14 protein-coding genes are annotated in these 13975 nt (G+C 40.3%); 11 read left to right on the forward strand and 3 right to left on the reverse strand.

All coding sequences use genetic code 11. The annotated features are described in order from the left end of the window. The first annotated feature begins 79 nt into the window (after positions 1-79). The 8 genes from ACLOAU_RS03160 (at position 80) to ACLOAU_RS03195 (ending at position 6605) form a co-directional block, all read left to right on the forward strand. Complete coding sequence (locus tag ACLOAU_RS03160; RefSeq protein WP_427860378.1) at positions 80-559, forward strand: hypothetical protein; 480 nt, start codon at positions 80-82, stop codon at positions 557-559. A gap of 124 nt (positions 560-683) precedes the next feature. Further along, entirely contained in the window at positions 684-1694 is a 1011-nt protein-coding gene (locus ACLOAU_RS03165) for a zinc-binding alcohol dehydrogenase family protein (RefSeq protein WP_427860379.1), read from the forward strand. 136 nt (positions 1695-1830) lie between these two features. Further along, a complete protein-coding gene (gene rpsF / locus ACLOAU_RS03170; protein ID WP_427860380.1) occupies positions 1831-2187 on the forward strand; it encodes a 30S ribosomal protein S6 in 357 nt (118 codons plus the stop codon). Positions 2188-2191: 4 nt separating this feature from the next. Further along, the gene (gene rpsR / locus ACLOAU_RS03175; RefSeq protein ID WP_114792984.1) at positions 2192-2455 is read left to right on the forward strand and encodes a 30S ribosomal protein S18; all 264 of its coding nucleotides are present in this window, start codon (positions 2192-2194) and stop codon (positions 2453-2455) included. Positions 2456-2610: 155 nt separating this feature from the next. Next, a complete protein-coding gene (gene rplI, locus ACLOAU_RS03180) occupies positions 2611-3057 on the forward strand; it encodes a 50S ribosomal protein L9 (RefSeq protein ID WP_427860381.1) in 447 nt (148 codons plus the stop codon). 219 nt (positions 3058-3276) lie between these two features. After that, positions 3277-3669 carry an RNA-binding regulator gene (gene rbp, locus ACLOAU_RS03185; RefSeq protein WP_427860382.1) on the forward strand — a complete coding sequence of 131 codons (393 nt, stop codon included), beginning with the start codon at positions 3277-3279 and terminating at the stop codon, positions 3667-3669. Between the two features lie 183 nt (positions 3670-3852). Then, a complete protein-coding gene (locus tag ACLOAU_RS03190; RefSeq protein ID WP_427860383.1) occupies positions 3853-4362 on the forward strand; it encodes a hypothetical protein in 510 nt (169 codons plus the stop codon). A gap of 791 nt (positions 4363-5153) precedes the next feature. Further along, positions 5154-6605, forward strand: coding sequence for a hypothetical protein (locus ACLOAU_RS03195; RefSeq protein WP_427860384.1), 1452 nt, complete (start codon positions 5154-5156; stop codon positions 6603-6605). 12 nt (positions 6606-6617) lie between these two features. Here the strand turns inward: ACLOAU_RS03195 and ACLOAU_RS03200 are convergent, their stop codons facing one another. Both ACLOAU_RS03200 and ACLOAU_RS03205 read right to left on the reverse strand, forming a co-directional pair. Continuing rightward, positions 6618-7532, reverse strand: coding sequence for a S66 peptidase family protein (locus ACLOAU_RS03200; protein WP_427862676.1), 915 nt, complete (start codon positions 7530-7532; stop codon positions 6618-6620). Positions 7533-7555: 23 nt separating this feature from the next. Continuing rightward, the gene (locus ACLOAU_RS03205; RefSeq protein WP_427860385.1) at positions 7556-8569 is read right to left on the reverse strand and encodes a S66 peptidase family protein; all 1014 of its coding nucleotides are present in this window, start codon (positions 8567-8569) and stop codon (positions 7556-7558) included. Between the two features lie 111 nt (positions 8570-8680). On the opposite strand from ACLOAU_RS03205, the gene ACLOAU_RS03210 reads away from it, so the two are divergent. After that, positions 8681-9295 (forward strand): phosphatase PAP2 family protein, encoded by a 615-nt coding sequence (locus ACLOAU_RS03210; RefSeq protein WP_427860386.1) that lies wholly within the window; start codon positions 8681-8683, stop codon positions 9293-9295. After that, entirely contained in the window at positions 9295-10587 is a 1293-nt protein-coding gene (locus ACLOAU_RS03215; protein WP_427860387.1) for a hemolysin family protein, read from the forward strand. The genes ACLOAU_RS03210 and ACLOAU_RS03215 overlap by 1 nt, the downstream gene beginning before the upstream one ends. Positions 10588-11115: 528 nt before the next feature. Here ACLOAU_RS03215 and ACLOAU_RS03220 read toward each other — a convergent pair. Next, a complete protein-coding gene (locus ACLOAU_RS03220; protein WP_427860388.1) occupies positions 11116-12750 on the reverse strand; it encodes an OmpA family protein in 1635 nt (544 codons plus the stop codon). Positions 12751-12932: 182 nt separating this feature from the next. Between ACLOAU_RS03220 and ACLOAU_RS03225 the strand changes: the two genes are divergently transcribed. Continuing rightward, a complete protein-coding gene (locus ACLOAU_RS03225) occupies positions 12933-13895 on the forward strand; it encodes a polyprenyl synthetase family protein (protein ID WP_427860389.1) in 963 nt (320 codons plus the stop codon). Positions 13896-13975: the final 80 nt, after the last annotated feature.

The raw sequence follows: 13975 nt of genomic DNA on the forward strand, positions 1-13975 counted from the left end.
GGGGCTTTTATTTTAAGTTGCCGTTCGTATTGCGTGGCATTGTATTTGTCAACCTAAGGTTGTACTAAACCTTTTATCTATGACAAACTTAAATGGATCCGACATACACGATTCGGAAAAAGACAGGGAAAAATTAAAGCCGGAAGAAGTGGTTATTGATTTACCCGATGTAGAAGATATACCCGGCCAGGCCAATGTAAAGCCACCTGAAACCAACCAGGAGGCGGATTTAACCATTGCGTCCGACGATGAAGAAGGAGTAGGTATTTTCGAAGAAGAAACTGATGAAGAAGACATTGATGCCAATGATGATACCAATGTTTCGCGGCAGGAACGCGAATTATTGAAGGACACAGAATCGCTGGACAATGTTGATGATGAGGACTTAAAAAGAGCCAGGCTGGATGACAGGGACTTCGAAGGAGAAAAGTTGAATGAGCGAACGCCGCAGGATGGAAAGGACCTGGATGTGCCCGGTCAGGAGGCAGATGATGATAACGAAGATATTGGCGAAGAAGACGAAGAAAACAACGAGTACAGCCTCGGTGACAATCAGTAGATCCTACATCTTATTAATATTAAAGTTCTTCCGGGGAAGAACTTTTTTTGTGTGGCAATGTCGCATCTTAAACAATTTCAATGGCAGCCCTGTTTGTTATATAATTCATCTAAAACAAACAATCATGAAAGCCGTAGGATTTAAAACCTCCCTCCCTATAGAAGAAGCAGAAAGCTTTATTGACTTTGAAATAACAACGCCGCAACCAACTGGTCATGAAATATTGGTAAAAGTAAAAGCGGCAGGCGTAAACCCGGTAGATTTTAAAGTAAGACAGAACAGCGCAAAAGAAAAAATGTTGGATACACCTAAAATAATAGGCTGGGATGCTGCGGGTATTGTTGAGGCAGTAGGAAGCGATGTAACACTTTTTAAAGCAGGAGATGAAGTGTATTATGCGGGCGATATCACCAAAAACGGTTCTAATGCCGAATTTCAGCTGGTAGATGAGCGTATTGTTGGAAAAAAGCCAGTCAACCTTACTTATGTTGAAGCCGCTGCAATGCCACTTACCACATTAACAGCATGGGAAATTCTATTTGACCGGATGCGCATTAATGAAAAAGATAAAGGAAAAAGCATATTGATCATTGGTGGCGCCGGGGGTGTTGGTTCCATCGCCATTCAAATAGCTAAAAAAGTGGCAGGACTAACTGTGTTGGCCACCGCATCAAGAGCTGAGTCGGTTGAATGGTGTAAACGACTGGGTGCTGACTATGTGGTGAATCACCGCGACCTGGTAAATGAGGTGCAGGCAGCAGGGTTTCAGCAGATAGATTTTATTTTGGATTTTGTAGACGTTAACCAATATTGGGATGCTTTTGCAGAGCTGATTCGCCCGCAAGGTGCCATTGGTTCTATCAGCGATCCGGTACAGCCCGTTAATCTGCGCCAGCTTAAATCAAAAAGTGTGAGTTTTCACTGGGAGTTGATGTTTACCCGGTCCATGTTTCAAACGGAGGACATAATAGAGCAGCATTATATTCTTAATAAAGCTGCTGAGCTCTTCGACAATGGAACACTGCAACCGACCTTAACGACTACCTTAAGTGGACTTTTGGCTGATAATTTTAAGAATGCTCACCGCAAATTGGAAAGCGGCAGTACTATTGGAAAACTTGTGATTGAATATTAAATTATAAATCAACAGATTAAGTTGAAACTTTGTGTAAATAACCTACAAGTTACCCGATTCGCTTAAAATTAGTATCTTTGCAGCCCCTTAGCAAAAGCTGGGGGATATTTTTATTTTTTAACCAAATTTCAGGGTAATGAACAATTATGAATTGATGGTGATTTTTACCCCTGTTTTAAGTGAAGAAGAGTTTAAAGCTGCTCAGAAAAAGTTTGCCGGTATGGTAACTGAAGCAGGTGGCTCTATCGTTCACGAAAATCCATGGGGATTGAAATCACTGGCGTATCCGATCCAGAAAAAAACCACTGGTTTATACTGGGTTATGGAATACACTGCGCCATCCGACTTCAATGAGAAGCTGAAAATACAGCTTCTTCGCGACGAATCAGTACTTCGTCACCTATGCACTAAACTCGACAAATACGCCGTTGAGTATAATGCTAAAAAGGCTAAAGGCGTGAAAACAGGAACCGAAAAAGCAGTGGAGGCTTAATATTATGGCAAAGAATGAAATAAAATACCTGACGGCCATTAAAACCGACAAACGCGTAAAGAAATTCTGCCGCTTTAAAAAATATGGCATCCGCTATGTTGATTACAAAGACATAGAATTCCTGAAAAAGTTCCTGAACGAGCAGGGTAAGTTGTTACCACGCCGTTTAACTGGTAACAGCCTGAAATTCCAGCGCAGGGTATCTGATGCTGTAAAGAAGGCACGCCAGATGGCTCTTTTACCTTACGTAACAGATCTTTTGAAATAGAATAAGCAAGTAGAAAATAGGGAGTTGCAAGTAGGTTGAACCCTATTAACTATTCTACTGCTTTCTACTCGCTATTAGTAACCTTCCCTAATCCACACCGGTGGAGACAGTCACAATTCATCGATTGGGCAAAAGGGAACTAAATAACCATTATAATGGAAGTAATTTTAATACAGGATGTAGATAATTTGGGTGGTGTTAACGAAGTGGTAACCGTAAAGAATGGTTACGCACGTAACTTTTTATTACCTCGCAAATTAGCAGTTGAATACAGCGCTGGCAACAAAAAGCAGCTGGAAGAAAGACTGAAGCAAGCTAAGAAAAAAGAAGCAGCGATGTTAGCAGCTATTAACGATGTTATCAGCAAGCTAAGCGCGTCGCCTCTTAAAATCGGAGCTAAAACAGGTACATCTGGCAAAATTTTCGGTAGTGTAACTAACCTGCAGATCAGCAGAGCTATCCGCGAGCAAAAAGGTTATGAAATCGACCGTAAAAAAATTCATATCAATGAAGAAGTAAAAGAATTAGGTACGCATAAAGCTACTATCGATTTCGGAAATGGTCATTCCACCGAACTTGATTTTGAAGTGATTGCTGAATAATTATTCCTTTTTCAAAGTCATTTACAGCGCCCGGCCTTTAGGTCGGGCGTTTTAGTAATTATTTGGTAAAATAAATTTATTGGAGATACGATGTATTTAGCAGTATATTTGTAATATTATTATGGTGTATATTCAGTATTAAAGTTCCATGGTACAATAAATGTTCATTGATCTTGGTTACTGTTTCTCACTTTCTTTAAATTTCTTAAAACAAAAAAAATGAACATTTACGTTGGTAACTTAAGCTGGAACTTGAAAGACCAGGACTTACAGAATTTATTCAGCTCGCACGGAGAAGTAACTTCTGCTAAAATCGTTTTAGACAAATTCACTAACCGTAGCAAAGGCTTTGGTTTCGTAGAAATGGCTAATGATGACGAAGCACAAGCTGCAATCAGCGCTTTAAACGGAACAGAAGTTGACGGTAGAAATATCGTAGTAAACGAAAGCCGTCCTAAAGAAGGCGGTAGCAGCAATGGCGGTGGCTACAAAAAAAGAAGCTTCGGCGGCGGCGGTAACAGCGGCGGCGGTGGCTACAGAAAAAGCGGCGGCGGTTATGGCGGCGGCGGCGGATATCGCGACCGTAGCAGCGACTACAACAAAGACTATTAATAAGGTTTATTAATATCAGATTATTCAAAAGTTTGCATAGTACTATGCAAACTTTTGTCGTTTATGCCCGGCTTAAAGCTGTTGGTACCCCGATAATAACCGTTTGCCGAAATCACCAGATCTTGGTATATAATTAATAAAGAAATAGTTTAGATTTGCGGCCTTTAAACAAATCAAATATTTATGAAAATTAAATTGACACTTGGACTGGTTCTACTTTCTTTAAGCTCGGCTCTTTTTGCACAAAGTAACTACAAACAATCTATAGGCCTTCGCCTTGGAAGTGGCTATTATGACATCGCTTCCGCAGCCTATAAAACTTTTTTGAATGATGCGTCTGCACTCGAATTTAATCTGGGTATACGCCCTGAAAAGTTCGGAGGTACCAGATGGACAAATGTATCAGCTTCCGGAGCCTATCAACATCACTTTGACATTAAACCTGTTGACGGTTTAAAATGGTTTGTTGGAGGAGGAGTAGTAGTTTCTAACACATTCTCAAATAACAAATACTATAAAGGATTTGGTGTTGGTTTATTTCCAACAGGTGGCGCAGACTACAAGTTTAAAAAGATTCCGCTAGCTGTATCAGCTGATGTTCGTCCAACATTTAATATTGTTGAGCCGTTTGATTATAATGGCTATAATAATTTTTATCCAAATGTAGGCGTATCTGCAAGATATACGTTCTAGCAGGTTACCTTCAATTTTATTAAAATCGCCTTCGCTTGAAGGCGATTTTTTTTAAAGATACTTCGCACTATAACTGATTTAATTGGCCTGTTTATTGCCCGCCCTGATACAAAAAGAAGTATGAATACCCTTTATAACCGCTTATTTTGTGCGTTCTTTATTGTGTTAATCGTTTTAGTTTCAGCCTGCGCACCACCGCGCAGGCCACACCGCCCCAAGCCACCCAAAAGGCCATTTACGCAGCACGAAAATCTTAGCACGCGAGGCAAATTAGTTTTCTATCCCGCAACAGCACCCTACAACAGTTGTATTTAAAAGACAGGAAAATTTCGACACACACATCCCTGTTTAAACACTAATTTATTGTTTTGTCCCGCTTTTTATTCCCCAATTCAGGCGTTTTTCAATCTTCGTTTCCCTGACAAGGGGGAAACAACTGATAATGCGATAATTAAATCATAAAAAAATGTGAAAATTTATAAAAATAAATAACAATCGTTTGCATGATATAATTTATTTCGTAATTTCGTATTGAATTTTCATAGGATAAGGTTTAATGGTTAATGGTTTTTGATGAAGTCCCCAACATCTCTAATGTTGGGGATTTTTTTGTGCTACCTGCTTCACTTTTCTCACGCCTTCAGAGAGCCGTGGACGAAATCAGGACTTTGAACGTCTTTCAAAGCCAATTCATAGAATTTTTATATAATACGTAATCTCCTCGTATAACTTCATCAGGCAAATGGGATCGCTTATAGCCTCCCAATTATTAATCCCAAAATGCCTGAACTATGAAGCTTACTATTACTAAAAATTTGCTTACCACAGCCGTAGCATTTTTTATGTTTCTGCTCCCAAATCATTTATATGCGCAGTCCTGCACCTTTGTGAGTCCTACAGTACAATTCGTCAGCATTACTTCCAATGCATCCACAGGACAATGCGAATATCTCGTTAATCTTGAATTTGACGTGCAGGTTAATGGTGGTAATAAATACATCTTTGTTCATTTATGGGAACAAAATAAGTATCATTTTGGCTCCGGCGGCACTGCACTACCCTTTAACTATGCCACTCAGCCTATAGACGATGCCGGATCAGCATCGGGTATACTTTACAGTTCATTGGTAAATATCGGTATTAACAGTTTCGCCAACCCGGCAACATTTTATACCAGCTACCCTCCCGATGCAACTGTTCCCATGGCCAACCCTGCGACTATGCCAGGCATCACCGTAACTGAAACGCCCCTTAATAGCACTACCAGCAGGTATGTGATAGAAAACTTAAAAATAGTGTTGCCAGGGCCCTGTACAGGCTCACTTCCGACATTTACCGGCGATGCATGGTCGACCAATGGAGCGAGTGCTAACCAGGTTCAATGTGCAATGCCGGGCTTTACGTTTACCCCAGAAGGTCCAACAGCCAATGGCACTATTTCCTGTTCAAGCATTGCTAATTCGCTGTCCTTTACAATTGCAAAAGATGCGAACAGTACAACTGCTGATCTAAACGTTGATGTATATGTAGATCGCAACGGGGACGGCCTTTTTAATGTTGCAGATGACGCCCCAGCCATCGATACAGATGGCGACGTCAACTACCACCTGACCAGCTCCAACTCCCCATTAACCATTAACAATAACACGCTTTACTATCCTGCGTCGATATCGGCAAACCCTGCACTTAAAAACAGGAATCTGTTTCTGGTTATTAAAAACATAGTAATTATCAACAATGATGGTACTACAACCACTTTCAGTGATGCTTTTGTAAGGGAAATTAATAACAGTTGTTCTGTCTTGCCTGTTCAGTTTGGAGAGATCAATGCCAATATAAAAAATGGCACGTTACAGATAAACTGGCAAAGTCTTAGGGAGACTAATTGTAAAGACTATGAGATCCAGGTATCGCCGAACGCAACGGAATGGCACACGATTGGGAGCGTTTCATCAATTGCACTTGGTGGCAATTCAGACACACCTTTAAATTATAGCTTTTCGGGCAAATCCGCCGTTTTAGGAGGTATATCATTTGCAATACTGCTACTTTCCGTTTTCAGAAAACGCATGACACGCATCTATGTCACTCTACTGGCAGGAATGGTTATTTACTCCTGTGCGAAAGAGTCTAATAGTCCGCAATATGATAATCCAACTATTTTTCTGAGAATTATCCAACACGACATAGATAACGGTTCACCTACTTATTCCCGAGTGGTAAAAGTTATCAGGGAGCAATAGCTGCAATATCAACTATTCATCGAGTGTAACCTTCTTTGAATTAACACGAAGTTTATACCCAACGCCAATTTTCAATGCAAGATTTTCTTTATTGTGACTAACAGGAAACTCAAAACAAACGGGGTAATCGAACTCCCTAACGGCGTCTAGAATAATTTCATGCAGGGTGGCGCCAAAAGGACGATCCGTATCTTTTGTATCCGCAAAACAGCCTACTATGAGGCCGGCAAGTTTTTTAAGCTTGCCGCTTCTTTTTAGCTGCTGCATCATTCTGTCGATCGCATATTTCTGCTCACCGATATCCTCTATAAAAAGTATCCGGCCTTTGGTTTTAATTTCAGAAGGCGTACCAATTCCATTCACCAACAAAGCGAGATTTCCACCCACTAATTCCCCTACAGCCTCTCCCTGCCTGTTTAATTCATGAGGCTCACAGGCATACTTTGCCCATTTCCCTTCAAGCGCTTCCTTCAAAGAAACAACATACTTATTTAAGTACCCTTCATCGTTAAATGCAGCCGCCATAGGCGCATGCAGGGAGGCTATATGATAGTTCGAATATAAATGAGAATGCAAAATAGTAATATCGCTAAAACCTATTATCCATTTGGGCTTCTTTCTGAACTTCTTAAAGTTAATCTGATCAATAATTCGCCCCATCCCATAACCGCCTCTTCCACAAAGCACTGCCTGCACAGTATCATCATCCAGCATCGCCTGAAAATCGTTTAACCGCTCCTCATCCGGACCGGCAAAATAGTTTTCGGACTTACTACCCAAAGTGCTGCCCACTTTTACCTTATACCCCCACTCGTCCTGCAATACTCTCACACACTCTGCTGCCTTCTCAAAAGCCATGTAACCTGCAGGACATACAATGCCTATAGTATCTCCCGGTTGTAGATAGGGAGGTGTCTTTATTATCATCGACAAAAAATCAATTTATGTTTTTAGATCTCTTTTAAGTTGCTTCCGGCGGATTGAACCGATAGCTCGTGCATCACCCCGCATTTTAAAGCGAAATTATCTATTTGATGCCCAACGGGAAAATCGAAACAAACCGGATAGTTATAACCTTTTACTTTGTCCGTAATGATATCATAAATAGTTTGCCCAAAGTATTCCGAGGGGTCATCCTGCTTTACTTTAATGCCGCCTACTATCAATCCGGCCAGCCTCGACAATTTTCCCGTCCGTTTTAAATTCCAGAACATACGGTCCACACTATATAAATACTCTCCTGTATCTTCCACAAAAAGTATTTTCCCTTCTGTTTCAATATCTGATGTCGACCCTGCCAGGCTTTCCAGCGTTTTCAGATTTCCCCCTACCAGCGGTCCTTTAGCCTTCCCGTTTCTATTATAGTTACTGACCGGCGCGGTATACTCCATGCGGTCGCCTGCTAACGCACGCTTTATCGATTCAATGGTATCTTTCTGCAGGGCATCTGCATTATCCCATATATCAGGAAAGCTATTACACATTTTTGAATGAATAGAGGCTATCCCCATGTTTCTTTGAAGATGAGAATGTAAGACCGTAATATCACTAAACCCGATAATCCATTTTGGATTGGCCTTAAATTTCTCCCAATTCAATCCGTCCACAATCCTTACACTTCCATACCCCCCTCTGGCACACATAATAGCTTTTATCTGCGGATCATCTAACAAAGCCTGCATATCTGATAACCGCTCTGCATCCGTTCCGCCAAAAGTGTGATCCTTTTTGCCAATAGTAAACCCCACTCTTATTTTGTACCCCCATTGTTGAAGCAATGTTGCCGCGGGGATAATTGCCTCGCGTGTGGTATACCCTGCAGGAGAAGTAATACCAATCATGTCACCCGGCTTCAGATAGGGAGGAATTGTACTCTTATTACTGGTGGCAGTACTGGCATTAAGCTGTAAAAAAGGTGCCGTAGCCATTGCAGCAGCTGAGGCAATAAATTTTTTACGTTTCATAAACGCTAAGATAGGAAGTTGTTAATTCTGATCAGACAATTATTCGATATTGCATTATATATTTAGGAGACTTAACACCAGATTTAACCAGTATCGTTATTTTTGCATCTTATGGATATACCTGGTTATATTCCCTTACCGGATTGGTTTGTAAGTGCTGACCGCTGGTTATTTGAATGGATCAATATAAAATTGGCAAATTCCCTCTTCGATAGCTTCATGCCTGTTATGCGTAATGCATTTACCTGGGGGCCCCTCTATCTTTTCATTGTAGCTTTTACAGTAATTAATTTTAAAAGAACCGGTTGGTGGTGGCTGGCACTGGCATTAGCTACTGCCGCCTGTACTGATATTGTGGGTGCCCGAATATTCAAGGAGGGTTTTGAGCGTTTAAGGCCATGTTCAGATCCTGAGATGATTGGCCATGTACGTACATTACTAGGCAGGTGCAGCGGTGGCTTTAGTTTTGTTTCTAATCATGCAATTAACCATTTTGGCATTGCTGCCTTCTTTTTTGTAACTTTCAAGAGCTTTTTCCGTTATGCCTGGGTCCTTTTTGTTTGGGCAGGTGTTATTGGATTCGCTCAGATATATGTTGGAGTTCACTATCCCTTCGATGTATTATGCGGCGCGCTGCTGGGGCTTCTTATTGGCTCTCTATCTGGTAATTTATTCAACAAAAAATTCGGATTTCCCATATTCGATAAGCAATCAATTTTAAATTAATGGAAATACTCATAATTGCCCTACTTATTTTATTAAACGGGGTTTTTTCTATGGCTGAAATAGCTCTTGTATCAGCCCGAAAGGCCAGGCTGGAAGCGCAAGCAAACAAAGGCGACAAAAAAGCCAAAGACGCACTGGCATTGGCCAATCATCCCGATCATTTTCTTTCCACGGTGCAAATAGGGATTACACTTATTGGTATTTTAACCGGTATTTACTCGGGCGACAAAATAACAGGGGATATTGAAGTATTTGTTGCGCAATTTCCTTCATTAGCGCCTTACAGTAAAGGAATTGCAACCACCGTTGTGGTTATTTTGATTACCTATTTCTCACTAGTTTTTGGAGAATTGATCCCTAAAAGGATCGGCCTGTCAGCACCTGAAAAGATTGCAAAATTTGTAGCCGGCCCCATGCGTGTTGTAAGCTGGATCACCTTCCCTTTTATATGGTTGCTCACTCAATCTACCCGGTTAATTACCAAGATATTTAATGTTAAATCGGACGACTCTCAGGTTACGGAGGAGGAAATAAAAGCAATCATTAATGAAGGAACTGAGCAGGGTACTTTAGAGGAGACCGAGCAGGAGATCATCGAACGGGTATTTCACTTGAGTGACCGGAATATTACATCTTTGATGACACACAGAAGTGATATTGTATGGTTTAATACAACTGATACGGAAGAAACGATCAGGGAAAAAATATTAAAAGAGCCACATTCAATTTATCCGATTTGTGAAGGAGAAATAGACAACATAAAGGGTGTTATTTCTTTAAAAGATTTGTATACCAATAACGATAATATACCTTTCAAAAACCTTATGCGGCCAGCGCTTTTTGTACCAGACAACAATACGGCGTTCAAGGTGATGGAAAAGTTCAAAGAGTCGCAATTACATTCCTGCTTTATAGTTGACGAGTATGGTAGCGTATTGGGAATGATTACACTCAAAGACATCCTGGAAGCTATTATCGGCGATATGCCACAACATGATGATGATGAATATGAAGTAATCAAAAGAGATGATGGTACATTTTTAGTAGATGGTCAGCTTCCATTTTACGATTTTCTCTCTTACTTCGACAAAACTGATTGGATGAACGAAGGAGAGCAGGAGTTTGACACTATTGCAGGCTTTATTTTACATAAACTAAAACGTATTCCCATTGCTTCAGACAAACTGGACTGGAATGGTTTTGACTTTGAAATAATGGATATGGATGGGCATAGGATCGATAAAGTGTTGGTAAAGATTAGCGAAGAAATAAGAGAAGATATGGAAGACTAATCCATCAATCTCTATATCAATAATATCAGGAACATCAGGTTATTTTAAGCCTGGTGTTTTTTTATGTGTTGCAAAAGAAGTTTGACTTAAAATCTAGTTATAACTAATCATTTTTAGTAAATGGCCGTTGAGCATAACTCAGAAACAAGCAGTGTAAAAAGTAATAATACGGACGCTAGTAGTAGCTGCAATGCAACTTTTCTTTACTAGCAGATGGAATCATTCACTTAATAATAAGTATATACTGCTTCTATACAATCTATTTGAACATTCTTTTCTTTCCCCTGGGCCCCATTTAGAACAAATAGGTGGCTTTTCTCAAAGGATTTTCACCAATAGATTGAACTAAGGTTTATTAAGGTTTATCACATTTAAGCCTATGCGATGCCCCAATTCTCCTATTCCCAATTGGGATAGGGCTTTATTTCTTTAAGGAATTATAAGACCCACGTAATCTTAATATATCAGAATAATAGAAAGGCCCTTCTCAAATGAGAAGGGCCTTTCTATTATTTAACTAAAAACTTATTAGTTTTTACGCAAGTTTGGATGCGGAGGAGCGATAGTGTTTGGACCATCTTCTCCAGGAGCAGCTGCACGGATGTCAACTGCATCGCAATCACCACCTTCCTGGCCTGAGCTGAAGATAAATCTGTCGCTGCTTACGCCTTCTTTTTCAACTAAGTGAGAAATCACTTTATTTACGTGATCCCAGCTTAATTGCTGCTGACGTTTAGTAGCTGCGCAGTAACCTACTACTACTACTTTACAGTTTGGATTAGCTTTCAGTTTAGAAGCTACAGTTGCTAAAGTACCAGCTGCATCATCAGAAAGTTTGTTAGAATTTGCTGCGAAGTGAATGCTTGGTAAAGCACCTAAAGAAGTAGCGCAATCACTTTGAGCAGGAGCACAGCCTTCTGGGCAAGGACATTTACCTACACCATCAGCATCAACTGGCTGGCAATAAGTTGGAGTAACCAGTTCTTTATCTTTACAATCAGGTACACCATCACCATCTGTATCGCGGCTAACACCATGAGTATCAACTGGGCAACCAGCAGGAGTTTGTTCTTGATCGAACTGATCAGTTACACCATCACCATCAGCATCTGGAAGAACGATTTCTGGTACTCTGCGTAACTCGCCGTAAGCATAGTTTAATGGGTTTAACCAGTAAAGAGGCTCAACTCTTTTTGCTTTGCTACCCAGGTTAAAGTTAAGACCTAAAGAAAGATAGTTGAACCAATCTTTATCAGGGCTTAATGTTCCGCTCTCATCACGACGAACACCATCTAACATATCAGAACCGTTAAAGATCAGGCGATCTTCAAGAGCTAAGTTTACGCGAGAAGAAAGACGGAAAGCTACACCAGCACCAACTGTTGCAGAAGGAGTAATGTAACCAGCGAAAGTTTTGCTCCACTTTTTAGAAGGATCTAAAGTAGCTGAGCTTTCATAAGAATCATCTAAAAGATCTTTGATCGCATCTAACTGGTCTTTACGGTTGTCGTACACTTGTCCTTGAGTTGGGAAGTTATACTGGCTGCTACCATTTAAGGCATTAACGCTTGTTTTGAAGGTATTAACACCTACACCAGCTAAAGCATAAACAGTTGCACCTGTTTGATTTTTATAGAAGCGGATGTTTCCTAAATTAAATAAAGCCTGTAATGAAAGGTCCTGGCTTTTTGTTTTGTAGTTATGGTAAACTTCCTTACCTGCATAACCAGCCCAGGGAGTGTTTGCTCCTTCAGCCAGGTAGCTTTGCGTAGATGGTCTCCAGTTTAAACCCTGAGCAACACCATAAACATACTCCAATCTTAATGACATTACATGTCCTAAAGATTTACGGATATGACCGCCGAAGCCGAAAGAGTTTAAATATCTTGCGTCAACGTCAGCTACAGGAATAGAGAAGGAACCACCTTTGATACCTATTTCCCACATGTCTTTGGGTTTTGCAGGATAATCGTAGTTTCCAACCATAAACTCATTGTGCTGAGCCAGTTGTTTGCTGTTGTAATAATTAGAATCTGTCACAGAGAAAGTGCCATATACCGGGTGTGGGGCGGTATAAGGGTGCGACGGGCTCACCTGGGCGAAGCCTGTTGACGCAACCAGGCAACTAAGGCCTGCTAGTAATTGGTACTTTTTGCTTGTCATAACTAAGGATTAAGATTTAAAATGATTTTTCTTAATAAGTTTAGCAAATTTAGAGCCATTTGTTAAATAAACAAATTTTAACGTAAAAAATAATTAAATCTGCTATCTCCTGACCTCAGCAAATACTATGCAAAAAATTCAAAAATGCCCCTTTAAATTCCTTATTTTGCTCAATTATTATTATGAATTTACCCATTTCTTTAATAAAAAATGAATTGGAAAGTTTTGAAGAGCGTTTCAAAACAGCTGTTAAAAGCTCCACTCCACTCCTTAATAGTATACTACGTTATATTGTAAAGAGAAAAGGAAAACAAATGCGCCCTATGTTTGTTTTTTTGTCCGCTAAATTGCTCGGAACTCCCACAGAGGCTACTTACCGTGCAGCATCGCTCGTCGAAATATTGCATACAGCCACACTGGTACATGACGATGTGGTAGACGATTCGCTGGAAAGAAGAGGTTTTTTCTCTGTGTATGCACTTTGGAAGAATAAAGCATCCGTGCTGGTAGGAGATTACCTTCTGGCGAAAGGGCTTATTCTTTCGCTTGAAAATCATGACTATCGAATTCTTCATATTTTAACTGATGCAGTCAAAAAAATGAGCGAGGGAGAGTTACTTCAGCTGGAAAAAGCGCGTAACCTGAACCTGAGAGAAGATATTTACTATGAGATCATTAGAAATAAAACAGCTTCTTTACTGGCTTCGGCATGCAGCGCGGGCGCCTGGTCTGCTACTCAAAACGACCAGGATGCTGAAAATATGAGGCTATTTGGAGAAAAAACCGGCATTGCATTCCAGATTAAAGACGATCTTTTCGACTATGCCAGTGAAGACGTAGGTAAGCCTACCGGTAATGACATTAAAGAAAAGAAAATGACCCTCCCGCTGATTTATACCCTCAATAATACGGATAAGTCTACCCGCCAGAAAGTGATCAGCATTGTAAAAAACAATAATAACGACAAGCAAAAAGTGGCTTGGGTATTAGAAGTGGTGAAAAACACGGGCGGTATACAGTACGCCACCGAAAAAATGTATGAATATAAAAAGGAAGCGCTCGATATCTTAATGCAATTTCCTGATAACGAATATCGTCAGGGCTTAAAAGACCTTGTAGATTATGTGACAGAAAGAAAATACTAGCGTCATAAAACGCTTCTCATTGCTATATTGGATAGAAATAAGAACTTTGTGTCAGATACAGTCATTTTTAGCTGTATTTT

The sequence above is a fragment of the Paraniabella aurantiaca genome (assembly GCF_050309965.1).
Lineage (GTDB): Bacteria > Bacteroidota > Bacteroidia > Chitinophagales > Chitinophagaceae > Niabella.

Bases quoted from the DNA above. Each gene is read 5' to 3' on its own strand.
- ACLOAU_RS03160 (WP_427860378.1), top strand. From the start codon at position 80: ATGACAAACTTAAATGGATCCGACATACACGATTCGGAAAAAGACAGG.
- ACLOAU_RS03165 (WP_427860379.1), top strand. From the start codon at position 684: ATGAAAGCCGTAGGATTTAAAACCTCCCTCCCTATAGAAGAAGCAGAA.
- rpsF (WP_427860380.1), top strand. From the start codon at position 1,831: ATGAACAATTATGAATTGATGGTGATTTTTACCCCTGTTTTAAGTGAA.
- rpsR (WP_114792984.1), top strand. From the start codon at position 2,192: ATGGCAAAGAATGAAATAAAATACCTGACGGCCATTAAAACCGACAAA.
- rplI (WP_427860381.1), top strand. From the start codon at position 2,611: ATGGAAGTAATTTTAATACAGGATGTAGATAATTTGGGTGGTGTTAAC.
- rbp (WP_427860382.1), top strand. From the start codon at position 3,277: ATGAACATTTACGTTGGTAACTTAAGCTGGAACTTGAAAGACCAGGAC.
- ACLOAU_RS03190 (WP_427860383.1), top strand. From the start codon at position 3,853: ATGAAAATTAAATTGACACTTGGACTGGTTCTACTTTCTTTAAGCTCG.
- ACLOAU_RS03195 (WP_427860384.1), top strand. From the start codon at position 5,154: ATGAAGCTTACTATTACTAAAAATTTGCTTACCACAGCCGTAGCATTT.
- ACLOAU_RS03200 (WP_427862676.1), bottom strand. From the start codon at position 7,532: ATGATAATAAAGACACCTCCCTATCTACAACCGGGAGATACTATAGGC.
- ACLOAU_RS03205 (WP_427860385.1), bottom strand. From the start codon at position 8,569: ATGAAACGTAAAAAATTTATTGCCTCAGCTGCTGCAATGGCTACGGCA.
- ACLOAU_RS03210 (WP_427860386.1), top strand. From the start codon at position 8,681: ATGGATATACCTGGTTATATTCCCTTACCGGATTGGTTTGTAAGTGCT.
- ACLOAU_RS03215 (WP_427860387.1), top strand. From the start codon at position 9,295: ATGGAAATACTCATAATTGCCCTACTTATTTTATTAAACGGGGTTTTT.
- ACLOAU_RS03220 (WP_427860388.1), bottom strand. From the start codon at position 12,750: ATGACAAGCAAAAAGTACCAATTACTAGCAGGCCTTAGTTGCCTGGTT.
- ACLOAU_RS03225 (WP_427860389.1), top strand. From the start codon at position 12,933: ATGAATTTACCCATTTCTTTAATAAAAAATGAATTGGAAAGTTTTGAA.